At 49.9% G+C, this 24164-nt stretch carries 20 protein-coding genes, 1 pseudogene and 1 CRISPR repeat array (1 of these 22 only partly in view); all 21 genes and pseudogenes read left to right on the top strand.

All coding sequences use genetic code 11. The features are described from left to right. Positions 1-44 precede the first annotated feature (44 nt). Positions 45-1544 (top strand): nitrogenase component 1, encoded by a 1500-nt coding sequence (locus tag Q4E64_RS07520; protein WP_303167167.1) that lies wholly within the window; start codon positions 45-47, stop codon positions 1542-1544. Then, positions 1541-2743 (top strand): annotated as a pseudogene (locus tag Q4E64_RS07515) (nitrogenase component 1). The gene Q4E64_RS07520 and the pseudogene Q4E64_RS07515 overlap by 4 nt, the downstream one beginning before the upstream one ends. Continuing rightward, positions 2740-3561 carry a radical SAM protein gene (locus Q4E64_RS07510; protein ID WP_303167166.1) on the top strand — a complete coding sequence of 274 codons (822 nt, stop codon included), beginning with the start codon at positions 2740-2742 and terminating at the stop codon, positions 3559-3561. Before Q4E64_RS07515 ends, Q4E64_RS07510 begins: the two are co-directional and overlap by 4 nt. 442 nt (positions 3562-4003) lie before the next feature. Beyond that, complete coding sequence (gene aroF / locus Q4E64_RS07505) at positions 4004-5017, top strand: 3-deoxy-7-phosphoheptulonate synthase (RefSeq protein WP_303167165.1); 1014 nt, start codon at positions 4004-4006, stop codon at positions 5015-5017. A 236-nt stretch (positions 5018-5253) separates the two neighbouring features. Then, positions 5254-6267 (top strand): 3-deoxy-7-phosphoheptulonate synthase, encoded by a 1014-nt coding sequence (gene aroF / locus Q4E64_RS07500; protein WP_303167164.1) that lies wholly within the window; start codon positions 5254-5256, stop codon positions 6265-6267. 250 nt (positions 6268-6517) lie between these two features. Further along, positions 6518-7390 carry a prephenate dehydrogenase gene (locus Q4E64_RS07495; protein ID WP_303167162.1) on the top strand — a complete coding sequence of 291 codons (873 nt, stop codon included), beginning with the start codon at positions 6518-6520 and terminating at the stop codon, positions 7388-7390. After that, positions 7390-8454 carry a 3-dehydroquinate synthase gene (gene aroB / locus Q4E64_RS07490; protein ID WP_303167161.1) on the top strand — a complete coding sequence of 355 codons (1065 nt, stop codon included), beginning with the start codon at positions 7390-7392 and terminating at the stop codon, positions 8452-8454. The genes Q4E64_RS07495 and aroB overlap by 1 nt, the downstream gene beginning before the upstream one ends. 6 nt (positions 8455-8460) lie before the next feature. Beyond that, the gene (gene aroA / locus Q4E64_RS07485) at positions 8461-9786 is read left to right on the top strand and encodes a 3-phosphoshikimate 1-carboxyvinyltransferase (protein WP_303167160.1); all 1326 of its coding nucleotides are present in this window, start codon (positions 8461-8463) and stop codon (positions 9784-9786) included. Next, positions 9783-10877, top strand: coding sequence for a chorismate synthase (gene aroC, locus Q4E64_RS07480; protein WP_303167158.1), 1095 nt, complete (start codon positions 9783-9785; stop codon positions 10875-10877). Before aroA ends, aroC begins: the two co-directional genes overlap by 4 nt. A gap of 1 nt (position 10878) precedes the next feature. Further along, positions 10879-11997, top strand: coding sequence for a prephenate dehydratase (gene pheA / locus Q4E64_RS07475; RefSeq protein ID WP_303167157.1), 1119 nt, complete (start codon positions 10879-10881; stop codon positions 11995-11997). A 3-nt stretch (positions 11998-12000) separates the two neighbouring features. After that, positions 12001-12819 (top strand): shikimate dehydrogenase, encoded by an 819-nt coding sequence (gene aroE / locus Q4E64_RS07470; protein ID WP_303167156.1) that lies wholly within the window; start codon positions 12001-12003, stop codon positions 12817-12819. Then, positions 12816-13316: a shikimate kinase gene (locus Q4E64_RS07465; RefSeq protein WP_303167155.1), complete on the top strand. Its 501-nt coding sequence runs from the start codon at positions 12816-12818 to the stop codon at positions 13314-13316. The genes aroE and Q4E64_RS07465 overlap by 4 nt, the downstream gene beginning before the upstream one ends. A gap of 12 nt (positions 13317-13328) precedes the next feature. After that, entirely contained in the window at positions 13329-13769 is a 441-nt protein-coding gene (aroQ, locus tag Q4E64_RS07460) for a type II 3-dehydroquinate dehydratase (RefSeq protein WP_303167154.1), read from the top strand. Between the two features lie 183 nt (positions 13770-13952). Beyond that, positions 13953-15140 (top strand): dicarboxylate/amino acid:cation symporter, encoded by a 1188-nt coding sequence (locus tag Q4E64_RS07455; protein ID WP_303167153.1) that lies wholly within the window; start codon positions 13953-13955, stop codon positions 15138-15140. A 304-nt stretch (positions 15141-15444) separates the two neighbouring features. Beyond that, positions 15445-17922: a type III-A CRISPR-associated protein Cas10/Csm1 gene (gene cas10, locus Q4E64_RS07450; protein WP_303167152.1), complete on the top strand. Its 2478-nt coding sequence runs from the start codon at positions 15445-15447 to the stop codon at positions 17920-17922. 2 nt (positions 17923-17924) lie between these two features. Beyond that, on the top strand, positions 17925-18407 hold the full coding sequence (gene csm2 / locus Q4E64_RS07445) for a type III-A CRISPR-associated protein Csm2 (RefSeq protein WP_303167151.1): 483 nt from the start codon (positions 17925-17927) through the stop codon (positions 18405-18407). Further along, entirely contained in the window at positions 18407-19117 is a 711-nt protein-coding gene (csm3, locus tag Q4E64_RS07440; RefSeq protein WP_303167149.1) for a type III-A CRISPR-associated RAMP protein Csm3, read from the top strand. Before csm2 ends, csm3 begins: the two co-directional genes overlap by 1 nt. Then, positions 19114-20121 (top strand): type III-A CRISPR-associated RAMP protein Csm4, encoded by a 1008-nt coding sequence (gene csm4, locus Q4E64_RS07435; protein WP_303167148.1) that lies wholly within the window; start codon positions 19114-19116, stop codon positions 20119-20121. Before csm3 ends, csm4 begins: the two co-directional genes overlap by 4 nt. Further along, complete coding sequence (gene csm5 / locus Q4E64_RS07430) at positions 20114-21298, top strand: type III-A CRISPR-associated RAMP protein Csm5 (RefSeq protein WP_303167147.1); 1185 nt, start codon at positions 20114-20116, stop codon at positions 21296-21298. The genes csm4 and csm5 overlap by 8 nt, the downstream gene beginning before the upstream one ends. A 50-nt stretch (positions 21299-21348) precedes the next feature. Beyond that, entirely contained in the window at positions 21349-22068 is a 720-nt protein-coding gene (cas6, locus tag Q4E64_RS07425) for a CRISPR system precrRNA processing endoribonuclease RAMP protein Cas6 (RefSeq protein WP_303167145.1), read from the top strand. Continuing rightward, positions 22065-23390 carry a hypothetical protein gene (locus Q4E64_RS07420; protein WP_303167144.1) on the top strand — a complete coding sequence of 442 codons (1326 nt, stop codon included), beginning with the start codon at positions 22065-22067 and terminating at the stop codon, positions 23388-23390. The genes cas6 and Q4E64_RS07420 overlap by 4 nt, the downstream gene beginning before the upstream one ends. Before the next feature lie 112 nt (positions 23391-23502). Then, positions 23503-24164: a CRISPR direct-repeat array (repeat unit 34 nt; unit sequence ATAGAAAAATAGTCCCCGATTGAGGGGACGGAAA); it runs 1235 nt beyond the window's last position.

Here is a 24164-nt window from a genome sequence, read left to right as displayed (position 1 = left end):
AATAGAGTTAGAAGCAAAATTTATGAACAAGGTTTGGGCGGAACATGCGTGAATATTATTTGGATAATTTTTTGTTAGGGCTCAAGCCCTTCAGCTTTTGGCATCATTTTGGCGTGAACGGCAAAATTGCGGGCAGCTTGGCAGCTATCCATGAAATGGAAAGTGCTGTGCCCGTGCTTTACGGGCCGCGGGGCTGCGGCTTTCATTACCGTTATTCGGCGCGGTCGCGCAACACGCCTTATTATGAGCTGGAATGTGCGGACATACAGGATCGGGACGTGGTTTTTGGCGCGGAGGAAAGGCTGTGTGCGCTGCTGCGGCAGATCGATGCGGAACAGCGGCCTGAGCTGATTTTTGTGCTGCCGACGGTGCTTTCGGATATTATCAACGATGATTTGGCAGGTATTGTGGAAGCGGTGCATCCGGAGCTGCGCAGTAAGGTGGTCGCCGTTCGCTCGCAGGCTTTTTCGCACATGGACAAAAGCAATACGCGCAAACGCTTGCAGGAACGTGCGGCTTGCACTGCCAAACGTGCGGGCTGCAGCGCGGTCTATCCCGGCTGCGGCTATGTGGAGGTTATGGACGCCGTGGTGGAGCAGCTTATGGAGCCGCAAACGGTGGAACCGCGGACGGTGAATTTGGAATCGTTTATCTGGGGCTTTGGCGGCGAGGTGAAGCTGCGGCGTATGTTGGCGCTGTTGGAAAAAATCGGCGTGCAGGTTAATACGCTGCTGCCTGCGTGCTCGTTGGAGCAAATGCGGCAGGCTCCCAGGGCGCAGCTGAATATTGTGCGCCGCCGCAAATGGGCGTTGGCTATGCAGCAGCGATTCGGCACGGATTTTCTGCATATTGCCGATATGCAGGAATGGCACGGGTTGCAGGGAATTAAGGATTATTATTTGGCGATAGCAGCTAAGCTGGGTTTGCAGGAGCGGGCGGAGGCTGTGCTGGCGGCAGAGTTGGCGGCAGTGCAGCCGCAGCTGGACGCCTGCCGCGAACTTTTTGCCAAGCACCGCTTTGCGCTTATCAGCGGTTCGCTGGCGGCTTTGCCGGAGCAGATTATGATTTACGAGCAGGATTTTGGTTTGCCCTTAGGCAGCGTGTGCTTGATTTTAAATCCGTCCTTTCAAAAGGAGGCTGGCGTGGACAGCGCTACTTTGGCGAAAATGCACGAGCGTATTGAAGCGGCTATGGCTGAGGCCGGGTGCAAGGCAAAGCTTTATATTAACCCCGCAGGCGCGGAGCTGCGGCAGGCCGTGCAGGAATGCGATTTTGTATTGGCTGGCTCCAATCCGCGCTACAATAATTTAGGCAGGCTGGTGCTGCCGACGCTGCTACAATATTCTGCTTTTGATTTCGTAAGCTTTGCAGAAATTATGCAGGCTATGGCCCGGCGGCTTACTGCGGGACAGGGTCTGCACGACGGCTTGCTTTTGAGCCGCCTGGAATACGATGCAATTTTTTATCCTATGACAGCGGACGATAAAAATACGCGGGCTTCCCGCGAAATGTATACGAAGTTTTGGAGGACGCGCAGAAGATGAAACCAATGAACGGCTGCGCCTTATTCGGCGTTTATCGCGCTTTGGCAGGCGTCAGAGACGCGGTGATTGTGCAGCATTCCGTGGTGGGCTGCAACTGGGGGACGCTGGCAATGGCGCAAAGCAGATTGTACGATATTCGTCAGGCGTCCACGGTGATTTATGAGGACGATGTTATTTACGGTGGCTGCGGCTTAGTGACCCAGGCATTGCTGGAAATTGACGCTTTATATCCTGATTGCAGTACGGCGTTTATCATCAGCGGCTGCGTTCCCAATATGATTGGTGACGACGTGCAGGCGGCCGCTGCGGAATATACCGGAACGAAGCAGATTGTTTGCGTCAGCGCGCCCGGCTATGAAGGCAGCGAAGGCAAGGGGATGGAGCGGGCACTGCTGCAGCTGGCGTCATTGTGCCGTTCCTGCGAGCGGACGGCTGCGCCCAGTATAAATATTTTGGGAGTTACGGCTGCCGACCCTTATGCGCTGAACGATTTAGAAATTTTGCGCGAGCTTTTGGCTTCCAAAATAAAAATTAACTGCGCTGTGCAGGATTGCTGCGCGGCAGAGCTGGCCCGTTTGCCGGCGGCGCATTTGAATATTGTTTTTGGCGGCAGCATGCAGCTGGCGCAGAAATTGCAGCGGGATTACGGCACTCCTTATGTGGAGTTGGCTTATCCCTATGGCGTACAGGGTATGCTGGACTTTTTGCAGATTTTAGAGCGGGAGCTGCCGGTGGATTTAGCAGCTGTGCGCAATAATATAATAGAAGAAAGTAAATTGCTGGTGCACAAAACGGCGGTGCTGCTGCCTGCTCTGTACGGCTTGCCTGCGGCTTTGACGGGCAGCGGCGCGCAGCTGGAGGGTATGCGGCGCTTCGTGTAGTGGGAGCTGGGCATGGAGCCGGTAATTTGCGTGGATGCGGACAGGGAGGAGCAAAATGTTTTGGCGCGGCAGCTGGCGGGCAGCGACGCTGTGTTGCTTTTAGGCTCATCCTTGGAAAAGGCGCTGGCCGAAAAATATAAGCTTCCCTTGGTGCGCTATGCGTACCCGGTTTTTGACGAATATATTTTAGGAAGGCAGGGGCTTTTAGGCGTACAGGGAACGGCGCTGCTGCTGGAAAAAATAATCAACGGCGCGCTGCAGCAGAATTATAAGAGCGAGGGCCTGTTCAGCAGGCTGCGTCGGGAGCTGTACCGATGATGGTACAGAATTTGGCAACGCACCCCTGCTTCGCATCCTGCTGCAACAGCTTTGCCCGGGTGCATCTGCCAGTAGCGCCTGCCTGTAATTTGCAGTGCAATTACTGCGTGCGCAAGTTCAGCTGCGTGAACGAAAGCAGGCCGGGAGTGACGGCGCAGGTGCTGACGCCTGCGCAGGCTGCGGCACGCTATGACAAGCTGCGGCGCAGGCTGCCTAATTTAACGGTGGCAGGTATTGCCGGGCCGGGGGATGCGCTGGCAAATTGGCCTCAGGTGGCGGAAACACTGCGCTTGGTGCGGGAGCTGGACAGCGGCGTACAGCTGTGCCTGTCGACCAACGGCTTGCTGCTGCCGGAATATGCGTCGGAAATTATCGCGCTGGGCGTGGGTTTTGTGACGGTGACGATGAATTGCGTGCAGCCGCAAATTGGCGCGTTGATTTATGATTTCGTGAACGATAAGGGAAATATTTATCGCGGCGAGGACGGGGCGGAGCTGCTGCTTGCGCGGCAGCTGGCCGGGATTCGTTTATTGAAGCAGGCGGGTGTGATTATAAAAATCAACTGCGTAGCTATTGGCGGCGTCAATATAGACGATATTCCTGCGGTAGCACGGCAGGCGGCGGCCTTGGGCTGCGACGTGATGAATATTATTCCCATGCTGCCGATAGCAGGCAGCGCTTTTGCCGAGGTGCCTGAGCTGGACGCGGCAAGGCTGGCGTCCTTGCGCCGGGACTGCGGGCGTTATTTAAGGCAGATGCAGCATTGCGTCCGCTGCCGCGCCGATGCGGTTGGAACGCTGCGAGGCGCAGCGCTGTAATGCTGTTATTCACAAATTTGTAACCTAATTTACACATTTGCCGGTGAAAAAGAAATTCTAAGTAAAGTCGGCAAATTTGCTTGACGGTCTTATCAATTAGCAGTAGAATAACTTCAATCGCTGAATTATGCGTAAAGATTATTTTGCAGGTGAAGAAAATGGATTCTATCAGGATTAACGCTGCAACTGAATACGGCTTTTATTATGCACCGGTCTTTAGCTACTACTTTAGCACCGGTTATTTTGCATGGCAAAAAGCATATAGCAGCAATCGTAATAGAAGCCGTTAACAGGTATGGGTATATAATTGGTATATACACGTTCACAATGCTTTAGGAGCAGGCTCTTTTACGGAGCCTGCTTTTTTTGTAGCAAAATGATTTTAGGCAGATAATTTTTTAGTAAAGCTGCAAGGATGCAGGCAAAAAGGAGAGATATTGTTATGGTAATTGTATTCAAACCGGGCGCACCCGCCGAAAGCAAAGCAAAAATGAAGGCTAATCTCGAGCGCCAAGGCTTTCAGATTAACGAGATTAACGGCGTTAATATGACGATCTTCGGTATCATCGGCGACACCAGCGCTTTGGACATGAATATGCTGCGTATCGACGACGCTGTAGAAAAGGTTATGCGTGTGCAGGAGCCCTTTAAGCGCGCTAACCGCGCCTTCCACCCGGAGGATAGCGTAATCAACGTCAGCGGCGTGCCCATCGGCGGCAAAAAAATTCAGGTTATTGCCGGTCCCTGTTCTGTAGAAAGTCAGGAGCAGGTTACGGAAGTCGCTAAGTCCGTTAAGCTGGGCGGCGCAACTCTGATGCGCGGCGGCGCGTTCAAACCCCGCACTTCGCCGTATTCCTTCCAGGGCTTAAAGGAGCTGGGCCTGGATTATTTAAAGGCCGCGCGTGAGGAAACCGGCTTGCCAATCGTTACGGAAATTATGTCCGCCGATAAAATCGAGCGCTTTGTTGAGGACGTAGATTTGATTCAGGTGGGCGCGCGCAATATGCAGAACTTCGAGCTGCTGAAGGAATTGGGCAAGACCAATAAGCCTATTTTGCTGAAACGCGGCCTGGCTGCTACTATTGAAGAATGGATTATGTCCGCCGAATACATTATGGCGGGCGGCAACGAAAACGTAATTTTGTGCGAGCGCGGTATCCGCACCTTCGAGCATTACACCCGCAATACGCTGGACTTGAGCGCGATTCCCGCTGCGAAAAAGCTGAGTCATCTGCCGGTTATCGTGGATCCCAGCCACGCTGCCGGTATGTGGTGGATGGTGGAACCCTTGGCAAAGGCTGCCGTAGCGGTGGGCGCCGACGGCCTGCTCATCGAGGTACACAACAATCCTGAATGCGCGTTGTGCGACGGCGCTCAATCGTTAAAGCCTGAACGTTTCGCCCGTTTGATGGGAGAGCTGAAGGGGATAGCCCGTATAGTTGGTAGAGAGATGTAAAAATTAAAACTCCCCCAGACATTTTGCAAGCAAAATGCCAGCCCCCTCAAGGAGGGGGCACAAAGTTAAATTTGTAGGCTATCTATGGTTCCCCCTCTTAGAGGGGGATGTCGAGCGTAAGCGAGACAGGGGGAGTTTGTCAGTAGTATTAAGTGTTTTTTATAGCAAAGCCTTCGCTTTAGACTATAAAGTAGTATTGCAGCATTGTAGCATAGTTTAAAAGGAGAGATTTTATCATGATTATCGTATTCAAACCCACTGCAACCGTTGAGGACAAAACTAAATTAAAGGAACAGCTGGAAAGCCGCGGTTACCAGATTCACGCCAGCGACGGCGTGAACGCCTCCCTGTTCGGCGTGGTAGGCGATACCAGCGCTTTGGATATGAATCTTCTGCGCGTCAACGACGGCGTAGAAAAGGTAATGCGTGTGCAGGAGCCCTTTAAACGCGCCAATCATATGTTTCACCCAGAGGATAGCGTAGTGAATGTGTGCGGCGTTCCCGTCGGCGGCAAAAAGATTCAGGTTATCGCCGGACCCTGCTCCGTCGAAAGCATCGAGCAGGTGACGGAGGTGGCGCAGGATGTGAAGGCAGCCGGTGCGGCCATGCTGCGCGGCGGCGCGTTCAAGCCCCGCACTTCGCCGTATTCCTTCCAGGGGTTAAAGGAATTGGGTTTGGATTATTTAAAGGCCGCGCGTGAAGCGACCGGGCTGCCCATAGTTACGGAAATTATGTCCGCCGATAAAATCGAGCGCTTCGTTGAGGACGTGGATTTGATTCAGGTAGGCGCGCGCAATATGCAAAACTTCGAGCTGCTGAAGGAATTGGGCAAGACCAATAAGCCTATTTTGCTGAAACGCGGCCTGGCTGCTACTATTGAAGAATGGATTATGTCCGCCGAATACATTATGGCGGGCGGCAACGAAAACGTAATTTTGTGCGAACGCGGCATCCGCACTTTTGAAACCTACACCCGCAATACGCTGGATTTGAGCGCGATTCCCGCTGTGAAAAAGCTGAGTCATCTGCCGGTAGTAGTGGACCCCAGCCATGCCGCCGGTATGTGGTGGATGGTGGAACCCTTGGCTAAGGCTGCCGTGGCGGTTGGCGCCGACGGCCTGCTCATCGAGGTACACAATAATCCGGAATGCGCGCTGTGCGACGGCGCTCAGTCCTTGAAGCCGGAACGCTTCGCTAATTTAATGAAGGATTTAAAGGGGATTGCGCAGATAGTTGGCAGAGACTTGTAAAAAATTAAAACTCCCCCAGACATTTTGCAAGCAAAATGCCAGCCCCCTCAAAGAGGGGGCGCAAAATGAAATATGTAAGCGGTCTATTTTTCCCCCTCTCAGAGGGGGATGTTGAGCGTAAGCGAGACAGGGGGAGTTTGTTGTGTGCAGATTGTCGGCAGGGATTTGTAAACAGCGTATGATAAGGCGCCTTGGAATTAGATATAACATCGTAGTATAGTAGTTTGGAATTTTCGTAGGAGTGATTTTGTTGGAAGCTGGTTTTAGAAGTACAAAATGGCAGGAGCTGACCTTTGCTATCGTAGGTTTGGGACTGATTGGCGGCTCTTACGCCAAAGCGCTGCGTCAGTTGCAGGCCAGGCGCATTATCGGCGTGGAGCGCAATTCGGCAACGCTGCGGCAGGCGGCGGAGCAGGGAATTATCGACGAGGCGCTGGCGGAGGCCGGACCCGAACTGGCGCAGGCCGACGTGTTGATTTGCGCTATCTATCCCGATGCTATCGCAGGCTTCATAAAAAGCAGCGTGCAGTTTTTGTCGCCTCATGTGCTGATAACCGACGTGGCCGGAATCAAAGGCGATATGATTCGCCGGGTGCAGGAAGCATTGCTGCCGGGCATGGAATTTATCAGCGGGCACCCGATGGCCGGGCGGCAGAGCAGCGGTTTGGCTATGGCGGACGCGGCGATTTTTCATAAGGCCAATTACATCGTCGTGCCGGAAGCCGGCAATACGCCGCAGGCCGTGGCCTGGCTGGAGCAGTTCGCGCTGGCGCTGGGCTGTGCGCGAACGGTGCGCGTAACGCCGGAGGAGCACGACAGGACGATTGCGTTTACCAGCAATTTGCCCCATGTGACGGCGGTGGCTTTAATGGACAGCGCGTCTTATAACGATAAAACCAAGTACTTCGTAGCCGGAAGCTTCCGCGACGGCACCCGCGTGGCGGACATCAATCCGGAGCTGTGGTGCAGCCTGTTCCTGGCGAATAGGGAAAAGGTGGCCGACGAAATAGATAAATATATGGAGCAGCTGACGCTGTGGCGCGACGCTTTGCGCGCAGGCGACGGCGAAACGCTGAAGGCTTTGATGCGGACTGCGGCTGCTCGCCGAAAGGAGCTTTATTGATGCAGAAAATTCATGTGGACTTAGGTCCGCACGCTTACGATATCGAAATCGCGGCGGGGATGCTGCCCGGCGTGGGCGCTAAGGTGGCGGCGCTGCTGCCCAAGGCCCGCAAGGCGGCGATTATCAGCGACAGCAACGTAGCGCCGCTCTATGCCGACGCGCTGGCGGACAGTTTGGCGCAGGCCGGGCTGGCGGTGCAGCAAATTGTTTTTCCCGCAGGCGAGCAAAGCAAAAATATTACGGTGCTGAGCCGGGTTCTGGAAGAGCTGGCCCAAGGCGGCCTGACCCGCAGCGACGTTGTGCTAACGCTGGGCGGCGGCGTGGTCGGCGACTTGGGCGGCTTTGCGGCGGCCAGCTATATGCGCGGCGTAGCTTTTGTGCAGGTGCCGACTTCTTTGCTGGCGCAGATTGACAGTAGCGTGGGCGGCAAGGTGGCCGTGGATTTGCAGGCCGGTAAAAATTTAGCGGGCGCGTTTTATCAGCCCAAGGCGGTGTTTATCGATACGGATTTGCTGGCGACGCTGCCGGTGCGCTTTCTGCACGACGGTTTGGCGGAAGCCGTTAAGTACGGCTGTATTAAGGACGCGGCGCTGTTTGAAAAATTGGCCGGCTTTGCCGACGACGCGGAGCTTTTGCGCGATATCGGCAGCGTGGTGGCCAACTGCTGCGCTATTAAAGCGCGCATTGTGGAGCAGGACGAATTTGATACGGGGCTGCGTATGCTGTTGAACTTTGGCCACACCTTGGGCCACGCTGTCGAGCAGCACTTTGGCTACAGCCATTTCACTCACGGCGAGGGCGTGGCTATCGGTATGTACCAGCTGACGCAGCGCACGGAGGCCATGGGCCTGACTGCGCCGGGCACGGCGGAGCGCATTAAGAACGTACTGCTGAAATACGGCTTGCCGCTGACGGCGGGCGTGGATAAAAGCCTGCTGCTGGACGCCATGGCGCGGGATAAAAAGAAAAACGGCAGTAGTATTACGCTTATCGTTCTTAAAAATATTGGCGAAGGCACGTTGCGTAAGCTGGAATGGCGGCAGGTGCCGGAATATTTGGGGTAAAGTCACATGGATTTGAATAAATTAGCGCAAGACGCCACAGTAAAAATATATCCCGCAAAATTGCGGGGCACGGTGCAGGCGCCGTCCTCTAAAAGCATGGGGCACAGGGAAATAATCTGCGCCGGTTTGGCCGCAGGCACGAGCATTGTGGATAATATCAGTATGTCCAAGGATATCGAGGCTACCATGCGCTGTTTAAAAGCGCTGGACGCGACCGTGGACGAAATTCCCAGCATGCTGCCGGGACGCACGGCCTTGCAGATTACGGGTACGGGACGTCCAGTTGCGGCGGCCGATTATGTGGACTGCGGCGAAAGCGGTTCCACCTTACGGTTTTTCATTCCCTTGGGAGCGACGCTGAACTGTCCGCTGACCTTTACGGGCCATGGTAAGCTGGTGTCACGTCCGTTACAGGCTTATTACGATATTTTTGACGAGCAGCTTATTCAATATTTTACGGACGGCGGCAATTTGCCTTTGACGGTCAACGGTCGCCTGCGTTCGGGGATTTTTAAGCTGCCGGGCAATGTCAGCAGCCAGTTTGTCAGCGGGCTGCTGTTTGCGCTGCCCTTATTGGACGGCGATTCGGTGATTGAAATTACTTCGCCGCTGGAATCGGCGGCTTATGTGGATATGACGTTGCAATGCCTGGCCAAGTACGGCGTCAGAGTGACCAACGAAAACGGTGCGCACCGGCGCTATCTTGTTCCGGGCAGGCAGCGCTATCGGGCGCAGAGCAGCCGGGTGGAGGGCGACTGGTCCCAGGCGGCCTTCTGGCTGGCAGGCGGCAGCCTGGGCGACAAAGTCGCGTGCAGCGGCGTGGATTTCGCTTCGCTGCAGGGCGACAAGGCCGTCGTGGAAATTATGGAGCGCATGGGCGCAAGCATTTCCCGCAGTGAAAACGCCGTTGCCGTGCGCGGCGGCGTAACCCAGGCCACGGTTATCGACGCGGCCAACTGCCCCGATATTATTCCCGTGCTGACGGCTGTGGCTGCACTTAGCGAGGGCATAACTAAAATTGTCAACGCGGGGCGTTTGCGCATTAAGGAATGCGACCGTCTGGCGGCCATGACCAGCGAGCTTAATAAAATGGGCGCGCAGATTGTGGAGGAGGACGAGGGCTTGACCGTTTACGGGCAGCCCGGCGGCTTGATCGGCGGCGTGGAGGTGGACGCCTGGAACGACCACCGCATCGCAATGAGCCTGGCCATCGCGGCTCAGCGCTGCTTTTTGCCCATCGTACTGCACGGCGCGGGCAGCGTCGGCAAATCCTATCCGGCGTTCTGGAGCGATTACTGCGCTTTGGGCGGAAAGATTGAGGTGCTGGCATGAGCGGCGTTTTTGGGATGAATATTAAAATGAGCATTTACGGCGAATCCCACGGCCGCTCCATCGGCGTAGTGCTGGACGGGCTGCCGCCGGGACTGGCGCTGGACGAAGAAGCTATCGCTAGGGAAATGGCGCGCCGTGCGCCCGGACAGAGCGCGTTGACTACGGCGCGTAAGGAAAGCGACGCGGTGGAAATTCAGAGCGGCTTTTTCAACGGCTATACCACGGGCACGCCCTTGTGCGCCCGCATAGCCAACAGCGACCAGCATTCCAGGGATTACAGTATTTTGCAGGATAAAATGCGCCCCGGCCACGCGGATTACGCAGGGCACGTGCGTTATCAGGGCTTTAACGATTATCGCGGCGGCGGCCATTTCAGCGGCCGTCTGACTGCGCCCCTGGTTTTTGCGGGCGCGGTGGCTAAGCAGGCCCTGGCGCGCTGCGGCGTTATTGTGGGCGCGCATATCCTGCGCGTCGGCGATATCGAGGACGCGGCCTTCGACCCCATGGGCATGGCGGACGCGGAGCTGCTGGCTGTGCAGGCTAAAGCCTTCCCCGTGCTGGACGACGTTGCCGGAGAAAAAATGCAGCGGCGTATTTTGCAGGCCAAGGGCGATTTAAACAGCGTGGGCGGCGTAGTGGAGGCCATGGCGCTGCACCTGCCTGCGGGCGTAGGCGCGCCTTATTTCGATTCGGTGGAAAGCCGTATAAGCCACGGCTTGTTTTCCGTACCGGCGGTGAAGGGCGTGGAATTTGGCGACGGCTTCGGCTTCGCCGGTTTGACGGGGGCCGAGGCCAACGACGAGCTGCATTACGAAAACGGCGAGGTGCGCGCGCTGACCAATCACAACGGCGGCATCACCGGCGGCATTACCAACGGTATGCCCCTGCTGCTGCGGGCCGCGCTCAAGCCCACGCCGTCCATTTCGCGCGAGCAGCGCACGGTGAGCCTGAAAGAAAAAAGCGATACGACGCTGACCATCACTGGCCGGCACGACCCCTGTATCGTGCAGCGCGCCGTGCCGGTTATCGAAGCGGTAGTTGCCTGGAACCTGTGGGACCTGATACTGGAAGCAAAGAAATGGGAGAAATAAAATGCAGGAGCTAGATTTAGAACTCATCCGCAAGGAAATAGATAAGGCCGACCAGCAGCTGGCCGAGGTGCTGGAGCAGCGCCTGCAATTAGTAATGCAGGTGGCGGCCTATAAAAAATCCAAGGGTATGCCCGTTAAAGATAAAAACCGCGAGGCCAAGGTTATCGCCAAGGTTGCGGGTTTTTTGGAAAATCAAGATTATTCCATCGCCGTGAAAAATATTATGCGCGGCATTATCGACCAGGCCTGCGTTTTGGAAGAAACGGCTATGAGCGAGGCCAGCGACCGCACTTTTGAAGTGGCCTGCTTCGGCCCCGCCGGTTCCTTTACCCATCAGGCGCTGGACGAATATTTCCGCGGTCGCAAATACAACCGCCATCATTACAATACTTTCGAGGAGGTAATCAGCAGCATTTCCGACGGCTCCATGGATTACGCCGTGCTGCCCATCGAAAACAGCTCTACCGGCGGCATCACCGAGGTTTACGACCTGTTGCGCCATTACGATTGCAGCATCGTGGGCGAGCAGTGCGTCAAAATCGAGCAGAACCTTTTGGGCTGCGCGGGCGCGACGCTGGGCAGCATCAAGACGGTTTATTCCCATCCCCAGGGCTTTAAGCAGTGCAAGGATTTCTTCCGAGATTACCCGGATATGGAGCAGGTGCCTTATTTCAGCACCAGCAAAAGCGCCGAAGAGGTGGCAGCAAAGCAGGATATTACCCTGGGCGCGGTAGCCGGTAAGGCGGCGGCCGATATGTATAATTTGCAAATCATCGCTCCGGCGATTAACAGCAACAGCAATAATTACACACGCTTCGTCATTATCGCGCGTAAGCCGGAAATCATTCCGCACGCCAATAAGATTACGCTGATTTTCGCTGTGAAGCACGAAACCGGTTCGTTGTATAAAATACTGGCCAGCTTTTACCATACCGGGCTTAATTTGACGAATTTGGAATCGCGTCCGACCAAAGGCAAGCCTTGGGAATACTTTTTCTATATCGATGTGACGGGCAATTTGTCCGACCCGCTGGTGGGCGACGTGATGGAAGAGGTTAAGTCCAAGAGCACTTATTTAAAAATTTTGGGCAATTACCGCGCTTACGAAAAGAAGGAATAGGAAATGGAAAAGCTATACGGACTTTTGGGCGGCAAGCTGGGACACAGCCTATCGCCGCAGATCCACCGGCTGTTTTTCGCTTATACGGGGCGCAGCGGCCAATATAATTTGCTGGAAACGGAGCTGGAGACTTTGCCGCAGCGAATGCAGGAGCTGCGCCGCGCTTATGCGGGCTGCAATGTGACCATTCCCCATAAGCTGCACGTGATGCCGCTGCTGGATAAAATTGCGCCGGAGGCTGCGGCCATCGGCGCAGTCAACACCATTAAATTTACCGGCGACGGCGCGTGGGGGTATAACACGGATTATTTCGGCTTCGGGCGCATGCTGGACTATAATGAAATCGAAGCGGCAGGCCGTACAGCCGCCGTGCTGGGTACGGGCGGAGCGGCGCGGGCCGTAGTCAAATATCTGGCCGACCAGGGCGTGGGCAGGCTGTATTTAGTTACCCGCGACGTCAGCAAAGCCGACGCGCATTTTCTGGAAATCGCGCCCATGGCGCAGTTCGTGGATTACCAGACCGTGCGCGCTTTGCAGGGCGATTTGCTGGTCAACTGCACGCCGGTGGGCATGTATCCCAAAATGGAAGCCGCGCCCGTCGGCGCGGAAATCAGCGCGGCCTTCAGCGCCAGCGTGGATTTAATTTACAACCCGGCGCAGACGCTATTTTTGCGACAGGCCCAGGCGGCTGGGCGCAAGGCGGTCAACGGCTTGTTTATGCTCGTCGCGCAGGCGGTGGCGGCGCAGGAAATCTGGCAGGGCGAACGCTATGACAGCGGTTTGATTGTGCGCATCATGCGGGAGCTGGAGCAAACGCTATGAAAAATATTATTTTAATCGGGATGCCCGGCTGTGGCAAAAGCACCTTGGGCAAGCGGCTGGCTAAGCGGCTGGGCCGCGAATTTTTCGACGCCGACGAGGTGCTGGAAGAGCGGGAGCGGCGCACCATCAAAAGCTTTTTTGCCGAAAGCGAGGACGCCTTCCGCGAGGCGGAAACCCGCACGCTGGCCTACCTGGCGCAGCTGCAGGGCGTCGTTATCGCCACGGGCGGCGGCGCGGTGAAACGGCCGCAGAATATGGAGCTGCTCAAGCGGCAGGGCGTAGTGCTGTTTATCGACAGGCAGCCGGATAAAATTATCGGCTGCATCGAAGGCGACGCGCGTCCCCTGCTGGCCGACGACAAGCAGCGTCTGTACACGCTGTACGACGAACGTATCGCCCTTTACCGCAGGCACGCGGATAAAATTATTGAAAATAACGGCGACTTCGGCAGAACGCTGGCGCTTTTAACGCAGCACGCCAAAGAAATCGCCGAATAAGCGAGGGATAATATGCGAAGAATTTTAGTACTAAACGGCCCCAACATCAATATGCTGGGCACCAGGGAAAAAGCTATTTACGGCCGTCGCGATTACGAGAGCCTGTGCGCTTACATCCGCTCGGCTGCGGCTAAATTAGGCGTGGAAGTAGAGCTTTTGCAAAGCAATTACGAGGGCGATATCGTTACCGCTATTCAAAAGGCTTACGGCGCTTTCGACGGCATCGTTATCAACCCGGCGGCGTTCACGCATTACAGCGTAGCGATTCTGGACGCGCTGAAGGCCGTTAATCTTCCGGCCATCGAGGTGCATATCAGCAATATTCATCAGCGCGAGGAATTTCGCCATCATTCCGTGACGGTTGCCGGCTGCATCGGGCAGATTTGCGGCCTGGGCTTTGCCGGTTACGCTCTGGCGTTGGAGGCGCTGGCCGTGTACGAGCCCGAAGCGTAAGAATAGCCGCCGCGCACGGCTGACAAGAGCATAGCTGCGGCTTATTAAAGCTTCTCCTGCTGCGGAGAAGCTTAATTTTTTTGCCTCAATTTAACTAAAATTCACAATTTTGCTTGCTATTTTATTTAGTGTACGCTATTATAATTACAGCTAATATTATTTTAAGGAAGTGGGAGTGTTTTTATGAATATTTTAGGAAGTCTGCCTATGCGTCTGTTGCTGGGCGTAATTTTAGGCATGGGCGTGGGCCTGAGCGTGGGCGAAGGCGTTATGCAGGTGATCCTGACGGTCAAAAGCCTTTTGGGGCAGCTGATTAATTTCTGCGTACCGCTGATTATCATTGGCTTTATCGCTCCGTCCATCACGCGGTTGGGACAGCACGCCAGCGTTATGCTGCGCGTTGCCATCACCATCGCCTACGTTTCTTCCATAGGCGCGGCCTTCTTTTCTACGGCGGCCGGTTACACGCTGATACCCTTTTTGAATATTACGCCGACTGTCGACGGCCTCCAGGAACTGCCCAAGCTGCTCTTTGATTTAAAAATTGCGCCGGTGATGAGCGTAATGAGCGCTTTGGTGCTGTCCGTGCTGATTGGCCTAGCTGCGGCCTGGACTAAATCCAATACGATTATTAAATGTCTGGAGGAATTCCAGCAAATCGTTCTGGCCATAGTTACCCGTATCGTTATCGCTATTCTGCCAGTGTTTATCGCCTGCACCTTCTGCGGCCTGGCGTATGAGGGCGCGATTACCAGGCAGCTGCCCGTGTTCCTCATCGTCGTAGTTATCGTTATGCTGGGGCATTACATCTGGCTGGCGCTGCTGTATCTTTTGGCCGGCGCTTATGCGGGGGCCAATCCCATGAACGTGGTCAAGCATTACGGTCCGGCCTATATCACCGCCGTGGGCACTATGTCCTCCGCCGCCACGCTGGCCGTAGCTCTGAAATGCGCGCTGAAATCCACCGTGCTGCGTAAGGATTTGGTAAACTTCGGCATTCCTCTGTTTGCCAATATCCATTTGTGCGGCAGCGTGCTGACCGAAGTTTTCTTCGTCATGGTCGTATCCCAGGTGCTGTACGGTACTCTGCCTTCTATGGGCACGATGGTGCTGTTCTGCCTGCTGCTGGGCATTTTTGCTATCGGCGCGCCCGGCGTGCCCGGCGGTACGGTTATGGCTTCTTTGGGCTTAATCATCAGCGTGCTGGGCTTTGACGAAACCGGCACCGCGCTGATGCTGACCATTTTCGCTTTGCAGGACAGCTTCGGCACCGCCTGCAACGTAACCGGCGACGGCGCGCTGACCTTGATGCTTACCGGCTACGCTGAAAAGCACGGCATTGACGAGGTTAAAGAAGCAGGCCTGCTGTAAGCGGCGCAGTTTAAAAAGCAAAATGATTTTTTCACGGCGCATGCCTTTGTGGTATGCGTCGTTTTTGCGTGGCCGGGAAAATTTTTAGATTAGAGCGGGACGGAAAATTTGGCGCGTGGCTTACAGTGAATTTATCTAATCTGGATTATACAAATCGCGATTAGATAAACTTGCGGAGGAGCAGGAAATATTTCAATGATTTTGTTATAAACAATTTATCTGACTATGCAGGAATTATTTTGGAGCTTAGAGAATTAATAATATATTTTGAGTGATGTGTAATTTATGTAAGGGAGGAATATTAGTGAACGAATTAGATATTTTAATCAAAAGTTCCTTACTACATGATATTGGTAAAGTATGTATTCGCGCAGACCATAGCTTGGGCAATCATTATCAGGCTGGAGCGGAATATATAGGTACGTTTTTACCACAAAATGAAGAAACAAGGAATTTGGTTAATTGTATTAAGTACCATCATGCTTCGTCTCTAAGAAATGTACAATTAAAAGAGAACGATTTAAGTTATATTGTTTATGAAGCCGATAATATTGCCGCTGGCGCCGATAGACGTGATATTGAAGGCGAAACTAAAGGCTTTGATGCGCAATCTTGCTTGGAAAGTATTTTTAATCTTTTCGGCGGGCGAGGAAAAGGGATAGTTGGTAAATATTATTTACGCGGGCTCGATCCGTCTAATAATTTTAATTATCCGACGCAAGAGTTATGCTTGGCATCCGATGATAAATATAAAGATTTGGTGGCAGAATTTACCAGTAATTTTGAGCGCGCTTCCATAGATAAAATGCAAAACAACGAACTTTTGCGAATTATGGAAGATTTAACCAGCTATGTTCCGTCTAGCACTAATAAAAGCGAAGCTTGCGATATTTCTTTATACGTGCACTCTAAAGTTACTGCGGCGCTGGCTTCTTGTATGTACCAGTATTTTCAGGACAATAATATTCATGATTACCGCCGGTATTGCTTCGTGAATAATAAAGCGTTTCGTCAAGAAAAATCTTTTTTACTGGTGTCTGGAGATTTATCGGGAATACAAAGTTTTATCTATACGATACCTTCTAAAGGCGCTTTGAAATCTTTGCGTGGGCGTTCTTTTTATTTAGAAATACTGATGGAAGATTTTATTGATGAACTGTTGACAAAGCTTAATTTATCCCGCGCTAATTTACTTTATTCCGGAGGCGGGCACTTTTATATTTTGACCGCTAATACTTTAGCTGCAAAACAAGCTTTAAATAATTTACAAGAAGCGTGCAACGAATGGCTTTGGAAAAATTTTTCGACGTCGTTATATATGGCTTTGGGCTTTGCAGAATGTTCGGCTGACGACCTTATGGAATCCGGGCAGCAAAGAAATATTTTTGCCGCTGTCAGCAAGGCTTTGAACAAGGATAAGCTTTGCCGATATGGTGTCGGAACGTTACAGAATATTTTTGCTGAAATAAACGATGAGGCTCATGGTAGAGAATGCTCCGTTTGCCATTCTTCAAGTTCCGTATTGTTGGAAGATGCTTCTCTCAGCGACGGTTATATTTGTCCGTTGTGCCTGGGTTTATATAAATTAGGGGCGCAAATTCTCAATAATGAATCTGTATTTGCAATTACAAGTCAGAAAGATAATGATAGTTTAGAAATCTTTGGTTATCAAAGAAAACTTTATTTGCGTGCCGTTAGTGAGAGAAGTTTAGAAAAGTTATCTGATTTAGTGCGTTTGTACAGTAAAAATAAGGCTGTAACTGGAAGCCTATTGTCTTCGCGCTTGTGGTTGGCTGATTATGCCGCAAAAAAATCTAACGGTAGTATTATGGAATTTTCGGATTTGGCTGAAGCCAGCGGTGATAGAGAAAAAGGCATAAAACGATTAGGCGTCCTGCGGGCGGACGTTGATAATTTGGGAGCGGCTTTCATCGGCGGTTTTATAGATTACGCTGCGGAAGATAAGTTTAAATATGCTACTTTATCGCGTTATGCCGATATGTCTAAAAATTTGAGTATATTTTTTAAACTTGCCGTTAAGAAAATTTGCAGCGGCGAGCTTGAGGGCTGCGATAATAAAAAGATAACGCCTTTTGCGCTTTTTGCCGAGAAACAGGCTGCGTCTCGTAAAGTGCATGTGGTGTATTCAGGCGGCGACGACGTTTTTTTAGTAGGCGCATGGGATGATTTGCTGGAAACGGCGGTCGATATAAGAAAAGCGTTTGATCGTTTCACCGGAGGCAAACTTTCCTTTTCGGCAGGATTGGCTTTATTTAGTCCTGATTATCCAGTTAGCCAGATGGCAAAATTAACGGGACTGTTAGAGGACGCGGCGAAGAACATTGATGGCAAAAACAGTATCGCTTTATTTGGCTTTGAAACTAATCAAATATCTGATAAGGAAGAATTGAAATGCAGGCACGTTTATAGCTGGCAAAATTTTGAAGACGGAGTTTGCCGGGAAAAATTGGATTTTTTGTTTGCTCATCTGGATTTATACAGAAATGACGCTAATAAGCTTAATGTTGGCATGGCTATGCTTTATAAAATGCTAAAGCTTTTAGAGAGTATAGAAACTGAAGGCAAGATAAATATAGCGCGTTTAGCCTATACCTTGGGAAGAATGCAGCCGGCGGAAACTAATAATAAAATTTTAATGCAGCATTTCAACGAATTTCATACGCTGATTTATAGTTGGGTGCGCAATGAAGAAGACCGCAGGCAATTGGATACGGCGCTGCGCCTATTGATTTATCATTTGCGGGAGAAGGGAGAAGATTAAGCATGGAATTAAAAAATAATAATATGAGAACCGCATTGGCTAAAGCGGAGGTTACACAGCAGTCGAATCGTAATGTGAATTACGACCCGGTGGACGAGGCGGAAAAAGTCATTAGCAGCTTAAAAAGAGCTGATGATAAATACGGGGAAAAATACATAGTATTAACAACAAGCCAGATAAGAAAGTTTTTGACGGCGGTTAATGTGTTGCGTAATAAAGTGGATGTATATTGTGCGCAAAATCTTGGAGCCAAAATTTTGCCAAATGAGCTAAAAGTAGAGGTGAAATTCTTAAAAGTAAATGCGTTGTATCTTGCTGGCAAGGATACTAGCAAAGGATTTCCTGTACGAGACTTTGTAAAAAAAGCAGGGCTAGAGAATAAAATTTTAGCCATCGGTAACGATATTGCGGCGTTCGAAAAGTTTTGTAAATACATCGAAGCGCTAGTCGCATTCCATAAATATCAAGGAGGCAGGGATAGATAATGGGTAAGGAAGTAAACGGTACGCAAAAAGCTTTAGCGGGTAAATTGTTTATCAAAGCGATTTTAAAAGTAGAAACTGGTATGCATATTGGCGGCGGCAACGATTATGCGCCCATAGGAGCCGTGGATAGTCCGTTTGTCCGCGATACCTTAACGCGCGCGCCGATTATTCCCGGCAGTACGATGAAGGGAAAGTTGCGCACTTTATTAGCTAAGAGTACCTGCCAAGGATATGTGCTGCATAAAGTTGACGAGGATAACGAAATTATTAAACGGCTTTTTGGTAGCAGCGGTAAAAATATGGCTTGTCCGGCACGGCTGCAATTCTTCGATATGTTCATTACTAAAAGTACGGAAGAATTATTTGGCAAGAATCTTGATACGGATACTTATATTGGCGAGGTCAAATTTGAAAATACAATTAATCGCGCCAGCGGTATTGCTAATCCACGACATATAGAACGTGTGCCTGCCGGAGTTAAATTTGATTTCAAACTGGTTTATAATATAGAGGCTATAGCTGAAATAGATGCCGATATCAAAACGCTGGCGCAGGGCTTACGCCTTTTGGAAGCAGATTATCTTGGCGGTCATGGTTCGCGCGGCTATGGTAGAGTAAGCTTTGCCGATTTTAGTATAGAAAAAATTGGCGGTGTGAACGTAGATACCGATAAATATTTGCAGTTACTTGAAGGAAGTAAAGCAATATGAAATATTATCTTGTGCCTTTAAAATTTTTGACGCCTGTGCATTTTGGCGACGCGGCTAACGGCGGCGGTTTGGAAAAGAGTTCTTTCGCTTGCGCGGCCGATACCTTTTTCAGCGCTTTGTGTAATGAAGCCGCCGCTCAATCGCGGGCTGCCGTTGAAGAGTTAATCGACGGTTTTAATAGCGGCAGACTGCAGATTTCCAGCTTGCTGCCTTATTACAAAACTCAAGATGAAGATATGTATTTTTATTTACCCAAGCCGTTACTGCCGCTAGAAAGAAATATTGCGGAAGCCAAAAGTTTTGCCGAGATGAAGCAGGCGGCAACCAAATTAAAAAAAGCAAAAAAATCGTCATATGTGCGCGCTTCACAGATAAAAAAATTTTTAGCGCCGGAACCTTTTTTAGAAAATACGCAGGAGTTTGCAGTTCCCGTATTGTCCGCTAAAGTTAATACGAGGAACGCAGAACCCTTGCCTTATTATGTCGCAAGCTATCGCTTTGTTGATAACGCTGGGTTGTATTTGATTTGCGGTACAGAAAGCGACGCTGATTATGAAAAATTAAAAGCATTAATCGCAAGTTTGGGCTTGAGCGGTATCGGCGGTAAGCGCAGCGGCGGTTACGGCAAATTTGTAATTCGTGATGACGAGGATGATATAGAGCTTGCGCCGGGATTCGGTTGTTATGAAGACGACGCGGCTTTAGCCGAGATGTTGTTTGCAGAAAAAAGCCGTTGGCAGATGTGCATCGCTCCCGTTTTTCCTAAGCAGGAACAAATTGCCGATATAAAGGCAGGCGCTTATAAGTTAATTAAGAAAAGCGGGTTTGTTTATTCGCTCGCCGTTACTAACGGAGTTAAACGTACCAGTGCGTATATGCTGGCGGAAGGGTCTTGCTTCCAAAGCAGGCTTCGGGGAAGCTTGTTGCGGCAAGCCGTACCGGGATTGGAGCATGCCGTGTACCGCAACGGATTAGGTATGTTTGTGGGGTTGAAAAATGATTAGCAAAGGACAAAATTATCAAGAAACAGCCGAATTGTGCTTGCAGGTACTTACGCCCGTCAATATTAGCGACGGCATGCAGCTTTTGCCGAAAGATTATTTGTACGACGCTAAAAGGCAAACGGTGTATTTTGTTAATTACAGCCTCTGGCATCAATTCATTATCGAAAAGAATTTGTTGCCGTCATATGAAAAATATTTGCTTAGCGGCGATAAAACTAAAAATATGTTGGCGTGGTTGGAACAGCAGGAATATTCTTTAAAAGATGTGGAATATCTTGTTAGCGGCGGCGCGAAAGCTGAAGTTGATCTCAATCGTATAAAAGATAAGAAAAGCGTTAACGCAATCAATAGGCAGGTTAAGCTGGTTGACGGAACGCCGTATGTTCCTGGTAGCAGTCTAAAAGGAATTTTCAGAACGGCAATTATCTATCATTTGTTGCAGAAAAATAGTAGCGTTAAGCAAAAATATTGGCGGCAGATTTGCGATTGCAGATATGATAAAAAATTCTTCAAAAAAGAGCTGGAAAAAATTGCCAAAAATCTCGAAATTGATTTACTGCACGGATTAAAACTTCATGACGATAAGGATAAACCAATAATCGCGCGCAATGCGGTAAATAGCGTTTTGCGCGGGCTGTTAGTGAGCGACGCTACGGCGGCAGCAAATGTTTCGACTGTTATTTTGCCGAAATGCGATTTAACCTTTGATCGTCTGGGGCATGCTAAAAAGAATGATATTTCCCTGTTCAGAGAATGTATAATTCCCGGAAGCCAATATACTTTCACCGTAAAATTAGATAAAACAATGACGGCTGTTATCGGCTTAACTTCTGTAGCGATGCTTTTACAATGGACTCAAGATTATTTTAACTTCGTCATGAGCTTACAGAGCAAGGCTTTTGGCAAGGCTTATCCAAATCTTTTCGAGGGCGTAGAGCAGGCTAATATTTTCTTGGGCAGTAATACGGGCTTTTTGAGCAAAACTATTTTGTTGGCTGTAGCTCCGGAAGACGAAGCGAAGGAAGCGATGCAAGTTGTCAGAGAGTTGCTTGACGTAACTTTTAGAAAGCATAAGCATCTGTCCTTGGATAAAATTATTTCTCCCCGGACTTTGAAGGCTACGATATATGCGGGGCGGCAGGTATTGACGGGGTTGGCTAAGGTGACGGTAAAATGAGCGCGCTACAAATTTTACAACTAAAGCTGGCCGTTCCAGAAGGAATTAAATTGCCGCAATCAACAGGCTCTTTGCTGCACGGCGTGCTAATGGAGCGCGTAGATAAAGCTTTTGCCGCTTTGATGCACGAGCAGCAGCTGCGGCCGTATAGCCAATATCTTTATTTTGATAAGCAAAACAATACTTTGCTGTGGCGTTTGGCTTCGTTGAGCGAGCAGGCGAAGCAGGAATTATTGAACGTTGCTTTTGAAATGCCTGCGAATATTTATTTAAAGCATAAAAATATCGACGTTCAGGTATTGGGAAAAGAATGGCTGCCAGCAGTCGATTACGATAGCTTAGCGGAAAAATATTTCGCGCAGGATTTTCCAGAAAAATATATCGAGCTAAAAATATTGTCCTCGTGCAGTTTTAAAAGTAACGGAGAGTATGTGATTTTTCCGCAAAATAATTTATTGTTCGGCAGCTTGATACGCAAATGGAATTGCTTTGCCGATAATAATAAGCTGGACGAGCAAGGCTTGGCTTTTGATTTGAGCCAGCAGGCGTTCGTTGCCGGATATCGTTTGAGTTTGCAGACCTTCGCTTTAGAAGGAATAAGAATACCGGCTTTTAGGGGAACATATACTTTAGGTTTGAAAAATAATCTTATGGTTAATAGGATTATCGCGATGCTATGCGCTTATGCGGAATACAGCGGAATTGGGATCAAAACGGCTTTAGGCATGGGCGGCGTTCAGGTACGGATGTTGAGGAGGCGCAACGAATGAGTATTTTATATTCTCCGGCAGGAGATACCGACCCTATTCGCGGCATGCATGACGGAGCCATGCTGCACATCATACGCCATTACCGACCTCGCATGGTAAAAATTTTTTTAACTAAGGATATGCGCGAAAAGGAAGAGCAACGGCAAATTTACAGCAAAGCTATTCAAAAAGTAGCGCCGGAATGCGTAATAGATTTTATAAAAACGGATATCATTGAAGCTCAAAATATGGAAAAATTGGTAGCGTTGGCGGATAATTTTATAGAATTGCGTAAGCAATATCCCAATGAGGAAATCATTCTTAATTTGAGTTCCGGTACGCCGCAGATGAAAACTATTATGTCGTTTTTGGCTACGGATTTTGACAACGTTCTTGCAGTGCAGGTAGTGTCGCCGGCTAAGAGTTCTAATAGAGAAAATTTTGCGACGCAGGATCACGAAGATATCGATTGCGTTATCGAAACAAATCTTGACGACGAGGAGGGCGCGGAAAATCGTTGCCAGGTTCCGCCGTTATCTTTATTTACTAGGTATAGCGTTCGTCATCAGCTGGTAAGTTTGGTAAGTAGCTATGAATATAGCGCGGCGCTGGCGTTATATAAGAAGCATAAGAATATGTTTCAAAAAGAAACCGGCAGATTGCTGGAGCATGCCGACCTGCGCGCTAAGCTGCGTTTACAGGACGCTTTTGCCAAGGCTAAAAGCTCTATATCTGATAAAAAAGAAGTAGTTGCACTTAACGAGTTTTTGATGATTATGGAATTGCGGCAAAGAAAAGGCGATTTGGCAGAGTTTATCGTAAAGCTGACGCCGTTTCTTTACCAGCTAACGTTATTTTATCTGGAAAATAAAACAAGCTATAAGCCGTGTTTATATTGCGAGCGAGATTCTTTCAAAAAACCCTGGCGCGTTAGTATAAGAAAATTACAGGAAAAATTTCCGGAAATTTTGCGAGCGTTTAATAGACATGTAGGTAACTTTAGGGATAACACGGAATTATCATTCAGCAATATGCTGGATATATTAGGATGCGTTCCTGATGTTGATAAAAGTTTATTAGATGAATTGAAGTTACTGCGCAAGGTAGAAGCTAAACACCGCAATCCTTTAGCGCATACGATTACCGATATTACCGACGAGCTGTTAAAAAATACGGAGCCTTATTATACTTCCGGAGAGATAGTGCAAAAACTGCGGAAAGTGTTTTCGTTGATTATGGCTGGCGAAAAAGTTTATAAAAATAACGTTTATGACGATTTGAACCGGGACATTATTAAGAGTATGGACACTTTTCCGGAAAACTGCGCCGCTAGGCTTGCATAGCCGCTTAGAAAGGTGTGAGTCGCGTGATTAGCTTGCTTGTGCAAAGAAATTTTATGAGTGCGCCGCAAAACGGCGCGTAAAACCTTTGGGCAAGCGCGACGCGCGCGGCAGTATAGAAAAATAGTCCCCGATTGAGGGGACGGAAATGATGGGACATACTGGCTAATAACGTCGCTGATTGAATAGAAAAATAGTCCCCGATTGAGGGGACGGAAATAATTAAAGCCGTCGACACGATTATCATGATTACTGATAGAAAAATAGTCCCCGATTGAGGGGACGGAAATTAACAAACAAATTAACTAAATTAGTTTCAATTGCATATAGAAAAATAGTCCCCGATTGAGGGGACGGAAATCTTTTTTAGCCAAATACTCTTGACGTGCTTTTGCTTTATAGAAAAATAGTCCCCGATTGAGGGGACGGAAATTGAATCTTGGCTCTCGTCAGTTCGCATAAAAATTTGTACAATAGAAAAATAGTCCCCGATTGAGGGGACGGAAATTGGCTTCCAGCGCGTCTATTTCCCTGTTCTTTTCCATTAATAGAAAAATAGTCCCCGATTGAGGGGACGGAAATTGGCTTCCAGCGCGTCTATTTCCCTGTTCTTTTCCATTAATAGAAAAATAGTCCCCGATTGAGGGGACGGAAATCGGTAAATTGGTTATATACAGTGACATTTACACCGTCTAATAGAAAAATAGTCCCCGATTGAGGGGACGGAAATCCTCATACAACTCCATAAAACTATATAACTCGATAGAAAAATAGTCC

The sequence above is a fragment of the Phascolarctobacterium sp. genome (assembly GCF_030531065.1).
Lineage (GTDB): Bacteria > Bacillota > Negativicutes > Acidaminococcales > Acidaminococcaceae > Phascolarctobacterium_A.
Note: the sequence above shows the minus strand (reverse complement) of the source record. Positions and strands in the feature narration are given on the sequence as shown.